Source organism: Synechococcus sp. CBW1006 (genome assembly GCF_015840525.1).
Lineage (GTDB): Bacteria > Cyanobacteriota > Cyanobacteriia > PCC-6307 > Cyanobiaceae > CBW1002.
This window is the reverse complement of the sequence record NZ_CP060396.1, coordinates 1,194,301-1,208,983: the sequence shown is the minus strand read 5'-3', so window position 1 is coordinate 1,208,983 and position 14,683 is coordinate 1,194,301. Positions and strand designations below refer to the sequence as shown.

General features: G+C 64.7%; 23 protein-coding genes. 11 read left to right on the top strand and 12 right to left on the bottom strand.

Going from position 1 to position 14,683, the window contains the following annotated elements; translation table 11 throughout:
- Positions 1-9: 9 nt before the first annotated feature.
- Entirely contained in the window at positions 10-2,946 is a 2,937-nt protein-coding gene (locus H8F26_RS05795; RefSeq protein WP_231605488.1) for a valine--tRNA ligase, read from the top strand.
- A gap of 37 nt (positions 2,947-2,983) precedes the next feature.
- Here the strand turns inward: H8F26_RS05795 and H8F26_RS05790 are convergent, their stop codons facing one another.
- From H8F26_RS05790 to H8F26_RS05780, 3 genes are all read right to left on the bottom strand, one after another.
- A complete protein-coding gene (locus H8F26_RS05790) occupies positions 2,984-3,595 on the bottom strand; it encodes a GNAT family N-acetyltransferase (protein ID WP_231598093.1) in 612 nt (203 codons plus the stop codon).
- Positions 3,596-3,632: 37 nt separating this feature from the next.
- Complete coding sequence (locus H8F26_RS05785; protein ID WP_197158182.1) at positions 3,633-4,172, bottom strand: hypothetical protein; 540 nt, start codon at positions 4,170-4,172, stop codon at positions 3,633-3,635.
- 182 nt (positions 4,173-4,354) lie between these two features.
- A complete protein-coding gene (locus H8F26_RS05780) occupies positions 4,355-4,534 on the bottom strand; it encodes a hypothetical protein (RefSeq protein WP_197158180.1) in 180 nt (59 codons plus the stop codon).
- Between the two features lie 75 nt (positions 4,535-4,609).
- Between H8F26_RS05780 and H8F26_RS05775 the strand changes: the two genes are divergently transcribed.
- Positions 4,610-5,200 carry a molybdopterin dinucleotide binding domain-containing protein gene (locus tag H8F26_RS05775; RefSeq protein WP_231605487.1) on the top strand — a complete coding sequence of 197 codons (591 nt, stop codon included), beginning with the start codon at positions 4,610-4,612 and terminating at the stop codon, positions 5,198-5,200.
- On the opposite strand, the gene H8F26_RS05770 is transcribed toward H8F26_RS05775, so the two are convergent.
- From H8F26_RS05770 to H8F26_RS05740, 7 genes are all read right to left on the bottom strand, one after another.
- Entirely contained in the window at positions 5,112-5,588 is a 477-nt protein-coding gene (locus H8F26_RS05770) for a hypothetical protein (RefSeq protein ID WP_197158178.1), read from the bottom strand. The two genes, H8F26_RS05775 and H8F26_RS05770, sit on opposite strands and share 89 nt — an antisense overlap.
- Positions 5,589-5,636: 48 nt before the next feature.
- Entirely contained in the window at positions 5,637-6,077 is a 441-nt protein-coding gene (locus tag H8F26_RS05765) for a hypothetical protein (RefSeq protein WP_197158176.1), read from the bottom strand.
- 318 nt (positions 6,078-6,395) lie between these two features.
- Positions 6,396-6,662: a hypothetical protein gene (locus H8F26_RS05760; RefSeq protein WP_197158174.1), complete on the bottom strand. Its 267-nt coding sequence runs from the start codon at positions 6,660-6,662 to the stop codon at positions 6,396-6,398.
- Positions 6,663-6,897: 235 nt separating this feature from the next.
- On the bottom strand, positions 6,898-7,377 hold the full coding sequence (locus H8F26_RS05755; RefSeq protein WP_197158172.1) for a hypothetical protein: 480 nt from the start codon (positions 7,375-7,377) through the stop codon (positions 6,898-6,900).
- A gap of 194 nt (positions 7,378-7,571) precedes the next feature.
- Positions 7,572-7,952 (bottom strand): large conductance mechanosensitive channel protein MscL, encoded by a 381-nt coding sequence (gene mscL / locus H8F26_RS05750; RefSeq protein WP_197158170.1) that lies wholly within the window; start codon positions 7,950-7,952, stop codon positions 7,572-7,574.
- 423 nt (positions 7,953-8,375) lie between these two features.
- Positions 8,376-8,630, bottom strand: coding sequence for a transposase (locus tag H8F26_RS20100; RefSeq protein ID WP_197158168.1), 255 nt, complete (start codon positions 8,628-8,630; stop codon positions 8,376-8,378).
- Between the two features lie 467 nt (positions 8,631-9,097).
- Positions 9,098-9,748: a DoxX family protein gene (locus H8F26_RS05740; protein WP_231605485.1), complete on the bottom strand. Its 651-nt coding sequence runs from the start codon at positions 9,746-9,748 to the stop codon at positions 9,098-9,100.
- A gap of 168 nt (positions 9,749-9,916) precedes the next feature.
- On the opposite strand from H8F26_RS05740, the gene H8F26_RS05735 reads away from it, so the two are divergent.
- From H8F26_RS05735 to H8F26_RS05700, 8 genes are all read left to right on the top strand, one after another.
- Positions 9,917-10,180: a hypothetical protein gene (locus H8F26_RS05735; RefSeq protein ID WP_197158166.1), complete on the top strand. Its 264-nt coding sequence runs from the start codon at positions 9,917-9,919 to the stop codon at positions 10,178-10,180.
- 89 nt (positions 10,181-10,269) lie between these two features.
- Entirely contained in the window at positions 10,270-10,992 is a 723-nt protein-coding gene (locus H8F26_RS05730) for a lysophospholipid acyltransferase family protein (RefSeq protein ID WP_197158164.1), read from the top strand.
- A gap of 13 nt (positions 10,993-11,005) precedes the next feature.
- A complete protein-coding gene (locus H8F26_RS05725; RefSeq protein ID WP_231605484.1) occupies positions 11,006-11,848 on the top strand; it encodes an alpha/beta fold hydrolase in 843 nt (280 codons plus the stop codon).
- A gap of 107 nt (positions 11,849-11,955) precedes the next feature.
- Positions 11,956-12,201, top strand: a complete 246-nt coding sequence (locus H8F26_RS05720; protein ID WP_197158162.1) for a hypothetical protein — start codon at positions 11,956-11,958, stop codon at positions 12,199-12,201.
- 41 nt (positions 12,202-12,242) lie between these two features.
- Positions 12,243-12,461: a hypothetical protein gene (locus H8F26_RS05715; RefSeq protein ID WP_197158160.1), complete on the top strand. Its 219-nt coding sequence runs from the start codon at positions 12,243-12,245 to the stop codon at positions 12,459-12,461.
- Between the two features lie 113 nt (positions 12,462-12,574).
- The gene (locus H8F26_RS05710; RefSeq protein ID WP_197158158.1) at positions 12,575-12,886 is read left to right on the top strand and encodes a hypothetical protein; all 312 of its coding nucleotides are present in this window, start codon (positions 12,575-12,577) and stop codon (positions 12,884-12,886) included.
- Between the two features lie 7 nt (positions 12,887-12,893).
- Positions 12,894-13,037: a chlorophyll a/b-binding protein gene (locus H8F26_RS05705; protein WP_197158156.1), complete on the top strand. Its 144-nt coding sequence runs from the start codon at positions 12,894-12,896 to the stop codon at positions 13,035-13,037.
- Between the two features lie 240 nt (positions 13,038-13,277).
- A complete protein-coding gene (locus H8F26_RS05700) occupies positions 13,278-13,514 on the top strand; it encodes a chlorophyll a/b-binding protein (RefSeq protein ID WP_197158154.1) in 237 nt (78 codons plus the stop codon).
- Positions 13,515-13,690: 176 nt separating this feature from the next.
- Here the strand turns inward: H8F26_RS05700 and H8F26_RS05695 are convergent, their stop codons facing one another.
- Together H8F26_RS05695 and H8F26_RS05690 are read right to left on the bottom strand one after the other, a co-directional pair.
- Complete coding sequence (locus tag H8F26_RS05695; protein ID WP_197158152.1) at positions 13,691-13,927, bottom strand: hypothetical protein; 237 nt, start codon at positions 13,925-13,927, stop codon at positions 13,691-13,693.
- Between the two features lie 22 nt (positions 13,928-13,949).
- Positions 13,950-14,228, bottom strand: coding sequence for a cupin domain-containing protein (locus tag H8F26_RS05690; RefSeq protein WP_197158150.1), 279 nt, complete (start codon positions 14,226-14,228; stop codon positions 13,950-13,952).
- A 161-nt stretch (positions 14,229-14,389) separates the two neighbouring features.
- On the opposite strand from H8F26_RS05690, the gene H8F26_RS05685 reads away from it, so the two are divergent.
- Positions 14,390-14,623: a hypothetical protein gene (locus tag H8F26_RS05685; protein ID WP_197158148.1), complete on the top strand. Its 234-nt coding sequence runs from the start codon at positions 14,390-14,392 to the stop codon at positions 14,621-14,623.
- Positions 14,624-14,683: the final 60 nt, after the last annotated feature.

Here is a 14,683-nt window from a genome sequence, read left to right as displayed (position 1 = left end):
ACCGTTTCCATGGCCGAGGCCACCCCTGATTCCGCCTCCCAGGCCGTGACCGTCGCCGGCCCTGCGGCTGCTGACGCGGCCCTGCCCAAGACCTACGACCCGGCCGGCACCGAAGCCCGCTGGCAGGCGGCCTGGGAAGCGGCCGGTGCCTTCCACCCCGATCCGAACGCACCGGGTGAGCCCTTCTCGGTAGTCATTCCGCCGCCGAACGTGACCGGCAGCCTGCACATGGGCCACGGCTTCGAGACGGCCCTGATCGACACGATCGTGCGTTTCCAGCGCCTGCGCGGCAAGAACGTGTTGTGTCTGCCCGGCACCGACCACGCTTCGATCGCGGTGCAGTCGATCCTGGAGAAGCAGATCAAGGCCGAGGGCGGCAGCAAGGATGACCTGGGCCGCGACGCCTTCCTCGAGCGCGCCTGGAGCTGGAAGGCCGAGAGCGGCGGCACGATCGTGGGGCAGCTGCGGCGGCTGGGCTATTCGGTGGACTGGAAGCGGGAGCGCTTCACCCTCGATCCCGGTCTCAACAAAGCCGTGGTGGAGGCCTTCGTGCGCCTGCACGAGCAGGGGCTGATCTACCGGGGTGAGTACCTGGTGAACTGGTGCCCGGCCTCGGGATCGGCGGTGAGCGATCTGGAGGTGGAGATGAAGGAGCTCGACGGGCACCTCTGGCACTTCCGCTATCCGCTCACGGCTGGCGCCAAGGGTTCAGCCGCCCATGGCAGCGAGAACGGTGCCGACAGCGTCGATCACCTGGTGGTCGCCACCACCCGCCCCGAAACCCTGCTGGGCGACACCGGCGTGGCGGTGCACCCCACCGACCCCCGCTACGCCGCCCTGGTGGGCCAGACGATCACCCTGCCGCTGGTGGGCCGAGAGATTCCGATCGTGGCCGATGAGCACGTCGATCCCGCCTTCGGCACCGGCTGCGTCAAGGTGACCCCCGCCCACGACCCCAACGACTTCGCCATCGGCTGCCGCCATGGCCTGCCGCTGATCACGGTGATGGCGAAGGACGGCACCATGAACGCCGCGGCCGGCCGCTTCGCAGGGCTGGATCGCTTCGAGGCACGCCAGGCGGTGGTGGCCGCCATGGAGGCCGAAGGCTTCCTGGTCAAGGTGGAACCCCACCGCCACAGCGTGCCGTTCTCGGATCGGGGCAAGGTGCCGGTGGAGCCGCTGCTCTCCACCCAGTGGTTCGCACGAGCCGAGCCGCTGGCGGCCCGCTGCCGCGAGGCCCTTGATCGCGGTGAGCCCCGCTTCGTGCCCCAGCGCTGGGAGAAGGTCTACCGCGACTGGCTCACCGACATCCGCGACTGGTGCATCAGCCGCCAGCTCTGGTGGGGCCACCGCATCCCCGCCTGGTTCGTGGTGAGCGAGACCGGCGGCGTGATCACCGACGCCACCCCCTACGTGGTGGCGCGCGATGCGGCCGAAGCCCAGGCCAAAGCGGAGACCCAGTTCGGTGAAGCCAGCCGGGCGGCCGGGCGGGAGCTGCAGCTGGAGCAGGACCCCGACGTGCTCGACACCTGGTTCTCCAGCGGCCTCTGGCCCTTCTCCACCCTGGGCTGGCCCGACGAGAACGCCGCCGATCTGGCCACCTGGTATCCCACCAGCGTGCTGGTGACCGGCTTCGACATCATCTTTTTCTGGGTGGCGCGGATGACGATGCTCTCCGGCGCCTTTCTGCAGGAGGGCGAGGTACCGGTCGGCGGCCGCGACACCTGGATCCCCTTCCGTGACGTGATGATTCACGGCCTGGTGCGGGACGAGAACAACCGCAAGATGAGCAAGTCAGCGGGCAACGGCATCGACCCCCTGCCCCTGATCGAGCGTTACGGCGCCGACGCTCTGCGCTTCGCCCTGGTGCGCGAAGTGGCCGGCGCCGGCCAGGACATCCGCCTCGACTACGACCGCAAGGACGGCAGCTCCGCCACGGTGGAGGCGGCCCGCAACTTCGCCAACAAGCTCTGGAACGCCACCCGCTTCGCCCTGATGAATCTCGGGGGGGAGACCCCCGCCAGCCTCGGCAATCCCGATCCGGCTGCGCTGACCCTGGCGGACCGCTGGATCCTCTCGCGCCTGGCGCGGGTGAACCGCGAAACGGCCGAGCGCTACAGCAGCTACGGCCTCGGGGAAGCCGCCAAGGGGCTCTACGAGTTCGCCTGGAATGAGGTGTGCGACTGGACGATCGAGCTGCTCAAGCGGCGGCTCAATCCCCGCCCTGCCAGCGAGGCCTGCACCCCGGGCGAGCCGCTCAGCGCGGCAGCCCTGGCCGATCAGCGCGTCGCCCGCCAGGTGCTCGCCAAGGTGCTGGCGGAGCTGCTGGTGCTGCTGCATCCGCTGATGCCCCACCTCAGCGAGGAGCTCTGGCACGGGCTCACCGGCGCACCCGAGGGCACCTTCCTGGCCCTGCAGCCCTGGCCCGCCGTGGACGAGGCCGCCCTTGACGCCCCCCTGGAAGCCCAGTTCGCCGAACTGATCGAGGCGATCCGGGTGGTGCGCAACCTGCGGGCCGTGGCCGGCCTCAAGCCCTCCCAACCGGCGCCGGTGGTGTTCGTCACCGGACGGCCGGAGCTGGCGGCGGTGCTGAACGCAGCCAGCGGCGACATCACCGCCCTCACCCGCGCCGCCTCCGTGGAGGTGCGCGATCCAGCTGCCTCAACCCAGGCTGCGGCGAGCGAACGCTGCCTCGCCGCCGTGAGCGGCGAACTGCAGGTGCTGCTGCCGATCGAGGGCCTGGTGGATCTCGATGCCCTGCGCGGCCGCCTCGAGAAGGACATCGCCAAGGCCGAGAAGGAGATCAAGGGCCTGGCCAGCCGCCTCGCCAATCCCAACTTCGCCGGCAAGGCTCCCCCGGAGGTGGTGGCGGAGTGCCGCGCCAACCTGGCCGAAGCCGAAGCTCAGGCGACGCTGGCCCGGGGGCGACTGGAAGGGCTGGGCTGAGCCCGGCCGCCTCTGGACACCGCCTGGGGGCAGGGCATCACCAGTACACCGGATCCCGGAAGGGCTCCACGCAGGTGGGGCGCTCCGGGATGGCGGGAATGGCCTCTGCCGTGAGCGAACGGCCGAGCCATCCCTCCGGCCGCGAGAGCTGCAGCGGCGGCTGGATCACCTCCTGCGCCAGAGGCCTGAATCCCGCTTGTCCATAGAAGGCGGGGTCGCCGTAGGTGAGCACCGCCGCCAGCGAGCGGCGCCTGAGCTCCTGCAGACCGTGATGGATCAGCCCCAGGCCGATGCCTTGGCGCTGATGGGCCGTGCTCACCGCCAACGGAGCGAGCAGGTCGATACGAATCTGATGCTGCGCAAAGTGCAGGCGGGTGAAGAAGAGGCAGCCCAGCAGGCAGGCTCCCTGCTGGGCCCCGAAGGCGATCACCTCCTGATCGTCGATCAGGGCGGACAGTGCAGAGGCAAGCCGGCCCACCAGCAAGCCTTCCTGCGCACCTTCGGAGGCTGTGAACACCTCGGTGAAGAGCTGGCTCACCACTTCCCGGCAGTCTCTGCCGAGAAGGCTGACCTCCCATTCCTGCATGGCGCGCTGGGCGCCTCGAGGAGGCCGCGGCTGCTCAGGGTCCGGCAGGGAGGCGGATTGCATTCCATGCGGCGGCATGCAAGAACCAGGGCCAGCGTCTTCAGTTGCCGAGCACGCTCAGGTCCTGCACCTTGCCGGAATTCGACACCAGGCAGCGCCACTTCTCATTGGTGGAGCCGCCGCGCACGCCGATCGCGTTGATGATCACCTCCGAGTTGGCCTGGGCGAACTCGCTGCGCACCACCTTGAGGTTGCGCACCTTGCCAGCGTATTGCGTGTTGATCGCCGTCATGCAGGCTGATTTGGCCGCTTCGCTCACCGAGCTGGAACTGCTGCTGCGCGGGGCGGAGGGAACCACGGAGAGATCTTCCACCTTGCCGCTGTTCGACACCAGGCACCTCCAGGTTTCGTTCTCGCTGGTACCCCGCACGCCGATGGCTTTCACCATCACTTCGGAATTGGCCTGGGAGAACTCGCTGCGCACCACCTTGAGGTTGCGCACCTTGCCAGCGTATTGCGTGTTGATCGCCGTCATGCAGGCTGATTGCGAAGCGCTGGACACGTCCGCCGACCAGCCTTGAGGCGCGGAGAGGGCAAGGCCCAGCCCGGCAAGGAGGGCAACGCGGAGACCGACGTTCATGCCGACAACGACAGAAAAGGTTCAACGTACCCGGAGGGAGGAGGACCAGAGGCCCTCTGAATCCGTTGATTCATGGTTTCCTCGGAATCCTCCAGCGGGCGTGCTGACCGATCACAACCCTGCCGGCATAGCCACTGCACCCCCCGGCCACACCCGAACATGGCAGCCGATCCAACCGCAGCTCAGCCGGCCGCCGCCCCTCCGGAGCCCGGCTCTGGCAGACCCTCACCCACAAAAGCGCCTGCCTGTCGTGCGCCTGGGGCACCGGCGGCCAGAACGGCGGCTTCCGCGATGAACTGGGGGAACCGCTGCAGCGCTGCCTCAAGCTCAAGAGCGTGGAGGCGATCGGCGCCGAACTGCAACCGGCGGTGCCCCGCGAGGTGGCGGCCAGCTGATCAGCGAGGTGGAGTTCCTGGCGGAGCTGGCCCACCGCCGGAATGGCAGCGCTCCGATCGAATGGCGCCGCCAGCCGGCGCGAGTTCGAGGTGGCCGGCCGGGTGTTCCACGAGCCGCGCTTCCCCACCGCCAGCGGCCGCGCCCAGCTCGCCGTCACGCCCCTGCCCGACCTCACCCTGCCGGGCCCGGAGCACTTCGGCGGCCTGGTGGAAGGCGAAAGGGGCCTGGTGCTCAGCCTGATCACCGCCCGCAGCTACGGCCAGCACAACACCGTGGTGTACAAGACCGGCGACCAGTACCGCGGCATGCCGCACCACCACACTCTGCTGATCAATCTCGAGGATCTGGCCGCCAGCGGTCTGCGGGCCCATGAACGCGTCTTGGTGCAGGGCGAGGCCGGCGCCCTGGAGGGGATCGAGCTGATCCCCGGCTCGATCCGCCGCGGCGCGGGGCTGATGTTCTACCCCGAGGCCAATGTGCTGATGCGGCCGCACAAGGATCCCGAGAGCGGCACACCTGCCTTCAAGCGGGTGCCGGTGCTGGTTAAAGGTTGCGCTGCTTCACCCCCCAGCCCCCGAAGTACAGAACAGCCCTGTAGTAGAGCCAGGCCAGAGGAAAGCGCCGCTCCTTGAGCATGTCGTAGAACTGGCGATCGATCTCCCGCTTCGGAACCGGAACATCTTCGAGATACTGATAAAAAGCGTCGTGAACCAGGGAGGCGTGATAGGTGAGCGACTTCCCGGTCTCGATATCGATGTGACCATCTGGCGTGCCCAGGATGAAGAGGCCGAGCACACTGAACTTGGGCGTGCAGCCATCCCAGGCATAGCCGGTGGCATTGGCCTTGATCGTAACTGTTCCATCCGGCTCCAGCCGCAGCCATTCGGCGTGAAACGTTTTACCCCGATGGATGCTCTGGAATACGAAATCTTCCCGGATCTTGTAGATCCAGGGATAGAGCCTCTCGCGGCCCGGGAATCGATCACGTGGGACCGGACAGCCGAGAGCGGATGGTTCCATCGTGGTCTGGGGAGCAGGCCTCCCTCCAGGGCGGGGCAGTGATGCTCTTTACCCTAGGGGGAACTGAGAAGATTCACCAAGGATCGAGATATCTGGATCTTCCTCAAAGATCATTCGAAGCCTTTCCTGCAGCCGGGCGATCTCGGAAGAAGATTCCTGCGCCCGAGCGCCAAACCAGGGCCATCGACTGGCGAGGGGCGTAAGCACGGTGACACAGAGATCAAGATCGTCCGAATCATCGATGGTTCTGCCGTAGATCCCAATCCCACAGACCCTTCCCAGGCCCAGGATCTCCACCCACCATCCCCAGTCTTCGCAGGTGAAGAACGGAACCGCATACCCCCGAGCCGTGAGCTGCGCCTGCAGATAGAGGGCACAGGCCTTGCCGTAGGTGCCTTCATTCACCAGCTCCTGATCCTCACCGGGGAGCATCCGCAGCCCGGCTGATCGGATGTGCAGGAAGGGCTGGGCATCCGTGCGTGGTTGCATTGCGCGAGTTCTCAGGTGCCGCACGGCAGAGATGGCCAGCCGGCCGGGGTGGACTGCCCTGCAAACCCAGCTCCCTCTGTGCCCGGCTGGCGACGAGGAGGGGCACCCTCGACAGGGCCTCAGGATTATCAAATACCTTAGCAATGATACTCATCGGAAGGCATTGAAACCTTGGTGCAGTCTGCCGGTGATGTGACCCGCTTCGGTGAGGTACGTTCAGGCCAAACGGACCCCATCACCCGAGCCCTGCGCATCCTGGGCCTGGCCGCAACGGTCGGGCCGATCGGCGAACACGCCCCTGGTATTGCCAACGAAAGATCAAAAACCAACGGCGCCACGGTGCTGACGCTCACCGCGAAGACCATTCGACGCCGAAACGCGCGGCATCAGAACGTCGGAAAGGAATCGATCGGCAGACTCCTTGGAATCCCAGATCGTCACGATCAGAACACCATCATCGGATTGACCGGCAAAATGATGGAGCTGCCCTTCCGGCAAGCCCTCACCGGGATGAACTGCGGCAATCTCGTCCCTGTACTCTTGCTCGCTGGCGCCAGGGAAGAAGTCAGACAGGATATAGGTCATCAAGACTCCGATTCTTGCTTGCATCGTCTTGCCTTTGGCTTGATTTGTCAAGCCAGGTGGCGCTTCTCCCGCTTCCGTTTACATCGGCCGGTGAAAGTTTCCTGTTGGCAGCCTTGCCCAGATTGACGCTTGACAAGAGGGCCTTGATCACAGTGATCTGTTCTGGCAGGCCAGGCCTGTGGATCGAGTACGGGTTGATCTGAATCTGAGCCTTTGGGCGGCGTCGGGTGCCGCCCTACAGCAACGACCCCTGATAGTCCATCGGCTCCAGCTGCGCTGGCTCGGCCCGCTCCTCCGCTTCACCCGCCTTCACATCCAGGGCCTGCTCGATCACCCGGTCGGTGAGGGCATCGAAGTAGGCCGAGAGGGTCTGCTGCAGCTCCTGGAATTCCGGCCAGAGCGTCTCATTCACGAAGGGGCGGCTCAACCGCGCCATCACCGTGGTGCGCCGCTGGCCGCGATACCGGTAAGGCTGGATGCCGTAGCGCCGCAGCAGGGCCACGAACAGGTGCCGCGACCACTGGTCGGCCAGGGAAAATCGGAACTCCACCGGGGGCTCCTCGGCCGCCAGTTCCCGCAGACGGCCCTGGATGCGCTCGCGGGCCCGCTCGGCCGCCACCCGCTCGCCGTCTGTGCCAGGCCTGGAGAACAGGGCCTCGATCCGCCGCAGTTTTTGCACCAGCTGCTCTTCCGGACCGCCTGGTGGCGCGCTCACGGTTCGTGGACCGGAGGCAAAGCCTCGGCTGGCTCCTGAGGTGGTGGATCGCTCGCGGCGGCCGATGGTGGTCGACTCCCAGATTCAGCTCAGTCACCGTAGGTGCATCCGAGGTGCGGTCGGCCCAGCTGAGCTCGCCTACGCGCGCAGTGATCTCGAGCTGGAGATCGAGCGGGTGGTTCTTGCGGCCGCCCCTACAGGCCCTTCCTGTCCAAGGCATCGGCCAACCGGGTCACCGCTGAAGCCAGCTGGGCCTGAGTATCGGGAGGTGCCACCGCCTCCTCCTTGCGTTTGGTGGCCTCGATCGCCCGCACGATCAGGAACACCACGAAGGCGATCACCAGGAAGTTGATCAGCGCCACGATCACGGCGCCGGCCGGCCAGGCGTTGATCGAGTCGACCTGGGCAGCCTTGAGCGCGGGCTCCAGCAGGCTGGTCATCACCAGGCTCACAACTGCGTCGACCACCTTGCCGAAGGCGCCGCCGATCACCACCGCTACAGCAAGGTCAACCACATTGCCCTTGTTGATGAAGGCCTTGAAATCGGCAAGGAAACTGGAGCGACGCGGGGCCATCAGCCGAACATCCGGAGGACTCGCGACAACCTACCGGTCGGATGAACGGACAACCCTCTAGGGGGAACTCAGATGATTCACCATGAATTGTGACTTTCTGAATCGTCCTCAATGATCATTCGAACCAGTTCCTGCAGCCGTGCAATTTCGGGCGAAGAGTCCTGCGCCTGAGTGCCAAATCAGGCCCATCGACTGGCGCTGGGCGTGAGTACGGTGACACAGAGATCAAGATCTTCGGAATCATCGAGGGTCCTGTCGTAGATCCCAATCCCGCAGATCCTTCCAAGGCCCTGGATCTCCACCCACCAACCCCAGTCTTCGCAGGTGCAGAATGGAACCGTATACCCCCGAGCCGTGAGCTGCGCCTGCAGATAGAGGGCACAGGCCTTGCCTTAGGTGCCTTCGTTCACCAGCTCCTGATCCTCACCGGGGAGAATCCGCAGCCCGGCTGATCGAACGTGCAGGAAGGGCTGGGCATCCATGCGTGGTTTGGATTGCTCGAGTTCTCTGGTGCCCCACGGCAGAGATGGCCAGTCGGCCAGGGATCTGAATGAACAGGCCTTTGAGGGCATCAAGGTTGCGGCGCCGGACTTCACTGATGCGGCTGTGATCAGGTTGCTGATTACCGGTCAACACGCGAAACGCCAGATCCTCGTAGCAGGCGTAAAGCAGCCGCATCGTCAACCGCTGCGCGCAAGCCTGCGGCTACATCCGCGGATCAAAGCCCTTCTCCCCGCGGGGATCCTTGGCCAGAGTGGGGATCAAGACCTGTGAGAGCGCCAGCGCATCGACCAGATCCAGCCGGAACTACACCCGGTGGTCATCCGGGAGCCAGTCACTCGGTGATGGCGGCAGCAAGGTGGTCTGCTCCGGCTGCCAGGGACGGAAGGACCTGGGCTGCTGCACGGCGTATTCTCTCGCCCGAATCCATTGCAGTCACTGGGATCTGGGCAGATTTCGGGGCGTCTGTGAAGAGGCTGAGTGCGATCGTTCTCCAGCCGCTGTGGCGGCCTTGTTCCCCGATGAGGTGGCCATCGATGGGACGCAGGCCCAGGTCGGGATGGGCAGCGCCCCGACTGAAGCTCCGCAGAGCGACACCGTTGCTTGGCCCTGCAGCCTGGCGCCGCCTCATCAGGCAAGGGCACTCAACCCCGGGGGCTGTGGGTCACGGGCACGGGAATCGCGAGCAGGTCGCCAACGTCGCCAGACGACACAGTCGAGTCGGAGGCAGCGACAACGCTCATGTCATCGAGCACGGCCGGGATGATGCCGGCATCAAAGGAGAAGCGGCCAGGGCCGTTGAACAGCAGCGCAAGGCTGCCGCCCAGGTACAGCAGCACCAGCTCGAGCACGTAGATGTTGAAGCCGGCGGTGGAGATGTGCTGGTAGGCGGCCACGGTCATCGTGCCGCTCAGGGCCAGGGCGCCGAGGGGTGTGAGCAGGCCGAGGATCACCAGCCAGCTGCCGATCAGCTCGGAGAAACCGGCGGCATAGGCGAAAAACAGCGGGAAGGGCAGGTGCAGCGAGGCCACATAGGTGTTGGCGAATTGCTGGGGATCGGCGAGCTTCTCCTGGCCGTGGTGAATCATCAGGGCGCCGATGGTGAGCCGCAGCAGCAGCAGACCGAAGGACGCCATGGGGCCGGGCCTCAGATAGGCCTTCACCGCGGGAGCCAGCGCCGTGAGCCGAGCCGGAGGGGCAAAGCTGGTGACGGGCTTGCCGAGGGCGACGAACCAGAGGGCGAAGCAGGCGGCCATGAAGGCCACGAAGAGCTCGAGCAGGGTGGACGTGGACACTGGGAGGAAACGTTTGCAAAAATCATGGCAAGCCTTATGAAGGAACGTGAAGCGCCTGTTGCGCGGCCGAGCGCAGTCGCAGCGGTCCATCCGAGCAACAGATCGGTGGCGGAGACCTCGCGGAGCCCCCGCCGAATCGCCAGGATGTAACAGATTCGTTACAAGCCGATGACCGCTGGCGAGCTGTTCCTCGAGAGCCTCAGTTCCGGGGTGATCACCCAGGCCGAGATCGACTGGCTGGTCAGCCAGCAGGGTCGCTTTTCGAGGTCCGAACAAGCGGCGATGCAGCGGCTGGGACGGCTGCAGGATCATGGGCAGATCCAACTGGGGTGCCGAATTGCACCGCACTGGCAAGGGAAACGGCAGGTGCTGCGCGAGTGGTTCGAGCCGCTGGGCCTGCGGCGCAGATCCTCCCTGCTCCGAACCACCTGACGGCAAGGCCAGCATCAGGTGGCGTCCTTCCAGCCAGGTGGAACCAGCCGCTTGCCCTTCACGTTGCTGAGACTGGAAAGATCGCAAGCATGCAACACCCCATCCCCTTGCAACTGTCACGCAGCCTGCTGGGTGCCGCAGGGATTTCAACGTCATTGCACAATCTTGAGAGAATTCCCACCAGGAATCGATTACTCATTGTCAGCAACCACCGCAGTCTTTTTGATGCTCCCCTGCTGATGACGGCGATCAGTCGGCCGGTGCGGTTCGTCTATCACTATTACATGAGTCAAGTGCCGCTACTGCAGCAGGCAATGATGCTGATGGGTGCCTTCCCGCTCGAGACTGGTCAAGGAAGGCAGTCGTCATTCTTTCTGAAGTCAGCAAGGTTTTTGCAAGACAATCAGGTGGTAGGCGTGTTTCCCGAAGGCGCGGATCCGATGGTGAAGGTCAACGCCCCCCATCAGCTGAGCCCGTTCCACAGGGGTTTTGCCCATCTTGCCCTGAGGGTGCCGGTGGATGACCTGGCGATTCTGCCAGTTGCCATCGCTTCAAGGGATGAAAAGCAGGGAAAGCTTGCACCGCTTGAATGGTTTCGGCGTTTCGATCCATCGGAAGCACTGTTTCAAGGTGATGGCTGGCATTCTGCGGTCGTCTATCGACATGTTGATGTTTTCTTTGGCTATCCTCTGCTGATCGATAAGGGTTTGAGATCCCGCTATCGAGGCAGCAGCGGAGCCACTGTTGTCAGAGAAATCACCCAGGTCTGCTGGAGCCAGATTGCTGAATTCTTGGCTCACAGACGCTGCTGAGGCTTCCAGATTCATGATCACCACCTCCAAGATTATACGGCTGATCCCTTGCACGCCTGCAACACCATCTCGGCCGTTGTTTGTCTTTTTGCCGGGCATGGACGGCAGCGGCACCTTGCTGCAATCCCAGGTTGCCGGACTCAGCCCGCACTTTGATATCCGCAGTCTGTCCATTCCCCCAGACGACCGCACAGGATGGGGCGAACTGACCGAGCGGGTGGCCACTCTGATCAGGATGGAGCAGCAACGGCATCCTGGCCACACGACCACAGTTTGTGGCGAATCGTTTGGAGGTTGTTTGGCGTTGAGCCTGATCTCGCACTTTCCAGACCTGTGTGACCAGTTGATTCTGGTCAATCCCGCTTCATCAGCCGGGCGACAACCATGGATCAGTGCCTGCAGTTCGTTGACTCAGCTGTTGCCGGCACCGCTCTACCACCTCTCCACCCTCAGTCTCTGCAATCTTTTGATTGCATCCCACCGGGTCAGCAGGCCACGACGGCAGCGGCTGCTGGCTGCCATGCAGGCAGTCAGCCCCCAGAGTGCCGCCTGGCGATTGGCATTGCTCCGGCAGTTTCGTCTGGAGGATCTTGCAATCGATCGCGTTCGTCAGCCTGTTCTGATCCTGGCCTCAGGAGCGGATCGCCTCCTCCCTTCCCGGCGCGAGGCGTGGCGATTGGAACGCTGTCTTCCGAGGGCAACAACCCTGCTGCTTCCCGATAGCGGGCATGCCTGCCTGATAGAGAGTCAGGTCAATTTATCTGCCATTCTCAAGTCGCAGGCTCAGTGGTCTGATCGGGTGTCACTCACCCGGGCGATGGGCGCGCCAGTCCAGCCTGCCGCAGTTCTCCGGTAGCCCCAGCGGCCCTGGCGATGCCTGCAACGACGTTGCCGAGCTCAGGCGCATCGCCAAAACCCTGCTAACGACCTGGCACCTGCAGTCCGATATGACGAGATGTTGCGGTGGGTCTGCTGGCGCTGAGTGACCCGGTGGGTCTGCTCAGCGTGGCAGGCCAGGGCGGTGCCGGAAGCGGGCCCCGACTACGGCGCCTCAGTCGTTCAGCGGTGCTCACCTATGGGACTGTTCTGCTCGTGACCTGCTGGTGGGGGCCGGGGCTGCTCGGCTTGTTCGGCATCAGCCTTGTGATCTGCACAATGGCGATGGGACTCTTCCTTTTCCTGCTGCTTACGCCGCGGCTGCGGCAATGACTTGGAATGAACCCTGCCTTCCAGCGGTGATCCGGAGTGCCATGGCTGCCGAAGTGGTGATCGGGAGGAAAACGCTGCGATTGGCAAGGCCCAGCGATGTGGCTGTCGCGCAGCGCGTGGCGGCCCATCTGCAACGCCGCATCGCTGAAGACGACTGGCGTCCCTACCGGAGCAGAGAGGATGCGGTGCGAGCCTGGAGCCGACTGAGCGGCATCCGTCTCCAAGTGATGCAGGCCCTGGGCCTGCTGCACGAGGCCTGAACCTCTGGTGCAGCTCAGCTGCCAACCAGTTCCAGTTCCGCTCGCGCTGGTGGTGCTGCAGCAGAGCGAGGCCTACGTCACCGCTGAGGGCGGTCACCGCTGAGGGCGAGACCTTGAGCAGCGTGGCGGCCAAGCCGAATCTCAGCCTGAGCCTGCTGTGGCAATTCAAGCCGGAGCTGGCCAGCTGGCCCAGCGAGGAACCGATGCCGGCTGGCACCACCCTGCTGCTGCCCGTTTACCGCTCCACCACGCCGATCCCGGCCGGCCTGCAGCTGCTGGTGCCGGGATTCAAGCTCTCCAGCCCGCTGCCGGCGGGGGAATGGATCACCCTGCCGGCCCGGCGCTCCCACCATTCAGGCACCCATGCGGGAATCCGCCATGTCCCAACCGCTTCACATGGCGTTACAGTTGTCGTAACGAACTGAAACACTCATGACTGATCCCGCTCCCCGCTTCGGGTTTGTCGCCTTCGCCGAGACCTGGAACGGCCGCCTGGCCATGCTGGGCTTCGTGATCGGCCTTGCCACCGAGCTGCTCACCGGCCAGGGCATCCTTCAGCAGATCGGGCTCGGTTGATCGCCATGAGCACCGACTACTCCGCCGCCATCACCGCCGTCGTCGCCCTGGTGGTGCTGCTCACCGGCATGACCGCATTCGTTCTGACCCGCCCCAGCGATCTCGCCCCCACCCCCCAGCGATGACCGGCACTCTTGCTCTCCTGCTGATCGGCGCCTGGATCACAGGTGCCCTGCTCCAGCCCCGACCGGCCGACTGAGCCGTTCGTCCAAGACCACCATCCACCGCACCGGAGCTCCCATGACCAACACCCCTGCCAACGACAAATGGTTCGAGAACCGAGCCGAGCAGCTGATTCACATGGAGCAGCTCAAGCGCGCTGAACTGTTCAACGGCCGCGCCGCCATGCTCGGGATCGTGATCGGCATCGTGGTGGAAGGCCTCACCGGTTCTGGAATCGCCCATCAGATCGGCCTCGGCGCCCTGGTGGATGGCTACGCCGCCTGCCGCACCCAGTTCCTGCCCTTCTGCTTCTGAGCTCCTGCTCCGCTCAAGCTTCCCACCACCCCCGGCAACCCCGGGGGTTTTTGATGGCCACCACTCCCCTCTCACTCCTATGACGGGCAACCTCCAGGCCATCGGCTTCCTGTTCACCTGGGTGCTGGGCTGGGGCGGCGGCGGGGTCTGGTTCTACCGGCGCTGGACGCGGCCCGTCACCCCGAACCGTTGATCCGCTGGGGCCTTTTGGCCGACTCGATCAGCAGGTTGCGCAGCAGCTCCGTGGTGCTGATCAGCAGGTGGGCCATCCAGGTGCCGGTCAGCTTGGGTTCCGCGATGAGATCGCCGCGGCAGCGACCGATGGCCTGTTCGATCTCCGCCAGCTCCCGGCCGATGTTGCGCACCATCGCCTCGGTGGTCTCACGGGGCGCGGGGCGGCGTGGTGTCTGCATCTGTCCCACTCTGCGGCAGTGCTCAGCCAAAGCGGTAGTGCTTACGCACCGGGGCGTGCACCTCCCAGGTGCAGCTCAGCCCGGCGTCAAACACCACCAGATCACCGACCCCAAAGCGCACCGGCTTACCGCCATCGGGGGTGACCGTCACATCCCCCTCCAGCAGCAGGCAGGTCTCCTGCTCGTCGTAGGTCCAGGGAAAGGTGCTGACCTCACATCCCCAGGTCGGCCAGCTCGTCACGCCCAGGCTGGCCAGCTGAGCCGGATCTGGATTGGACGTAACCGTGATGCCGGAGGCCATGGCTGTCTGCTTGAGAACCAGAGGCCATTGTCTGCTTCCAGCCTGACACTCCTCTGGACTGTCAAGCCCCGCCTCACCTCCGTCATCGGCTGGTGGTTGCCCGGTACTTGAGGGGTACGACAGCTGAGCCAGGATCGAACCGATAACGCCTTGCCCATTCTGTGGAGCCGATCACCACATCGAACCTGCTTCTACTCTTGGAGACTATCGATCGGGTACGAAACGACGTGGATGCCCCGCGTTTGCCGCTTGAGGAATTGACCGAGACCACGTTCACTCTGGTGGCCGAGCATAGGGCGCTGACGCAGATCATCGATGCTGCAGAAGGCCTGATCGAGCTGGCTTCCCATCCCAGCAGGCTAAAAAAAGCGCCACCGATGCCGACGCCGTGTTAGTACGCGATCCCAGCGGCACCCCTGAGCTGCAAGAGATCGGGATCCTGGAGCTTCTGCAGC

Coding starts and splice junctions, on each gene's coding strand:
- H8F26_RS05785 (WP_197158182.1), bottom strand. CDS start 4,172: ATGAACGTCGGTCTCCGCGTTGCCCTCCTTGCCGGGCTGGGCCTTGCC.
- H8F26_RS05700 (WP_197158154.1), top strand. CDS start 13,278: ATGACCAACACCCCTGCCAACGACAAATGGTTCGAGAACCGAGCCGAG.
- H8F26_RS05735 (WP_197158166.1), top strand. CDS start 9,917: ATGACCGCTGGCGAGCTGTTCCTCGAGAGCCTCAGTTCCGGGGTGATC.
- H8F26_RS05775 (WP_231605487.1), top strand. CDS start 4,610: ATGGCAGCGCTCCGATCGAATGGCGCCGCCAGCCGGCGCGAGTTCGAG.
- H8F26_RS05765 (WP_197158176.1), bottom strand. CDS start 6,077: ATGCAACCACGCACGGATGCCCAGCCCTTCCTGCACATCCGATCAGCC.
- H8F26_RS05695 (WP_197158152.1), bottom strand. CDS start 13,927: ATGCAGACACCACGCCGCCCCGCGCCCCGTGAGACCACCGAGGCGATG.
- H8F26_RS20100 (WP_197158168.1), bottom strand. CDS start 8,630: ATGCGGCTGCTTTACGCCTGCTACGAGGATCTGGCGTTTCGCGTGTTG.
- H8F26_RS05715 (WP_197158160.1), top strand. CDS start 12,243: ATGGCTGCCGAAGTGGTGATCGGGAGGAAAACGCTGCGATTGGCAAGG.
- H8F26_RS05790 (WP_231598093.1), bottom strand. CDS start 3,595: ATGCAATCCGCCTCCCTGCCGGACCCTGAGCAGCCGCGGCCTCCTCGA.
- H8F26_RS05795 (WP_231605488.1), top strand. CDS start 10: ATGGCCGAGGCCACCCCTGATTCCGCCTCCCAGGCCGTGACCGTCGCC.
- H8F26_RS05705 (WP_197158156.1), top strand. CDS start 12,894: ATGACTGATCCCGCTCCCCGCTTCGGGTTTGTCGCCTTCGCCGAGACC.
- H8F26_RS05725 (WP_231605484.1), top strand. CDS start 11,006: ATGATCACCACCTCCAAGATTATACGGCTGATCCCTTGCACGCCTGCA.
- H8F26_RS05770 (WP_197158178.1), bottom strand. CDS start 5,588: ATGGAACCATCCGCTCTCGGCTGTCCGGTCCCACGTGATCGATTCCCG.
- H8F26_RS05730 (WP_197158164.1), top strand. CDS start 10,270: ATGCAACACCCCATCCCCTTGCAACTGTCACGCAGCCTGCTGGGTGCC.
- H8F26_RS05690 (WP_197158150.1), bottom strand. CDS start 14,228: ATGGCCTCCGGCATCACGGTTACGTCCAATCCAGATCCGGCTCAGCTG.
- mscL (WP_197158170.1), bottom strand. CDS start 7,952: ATGGCCCCGCGTCGCTCCAGTTTCCTTGCCGATTTCAAGGCCTTCATC.
- H8F26_RS05760 (WP_197158174.1), bottom strand. CDS start 6,662: ATGACCTATATCCTGTCTGACTTCTTCCCTGGCGCCAGCGAGCAAGAG.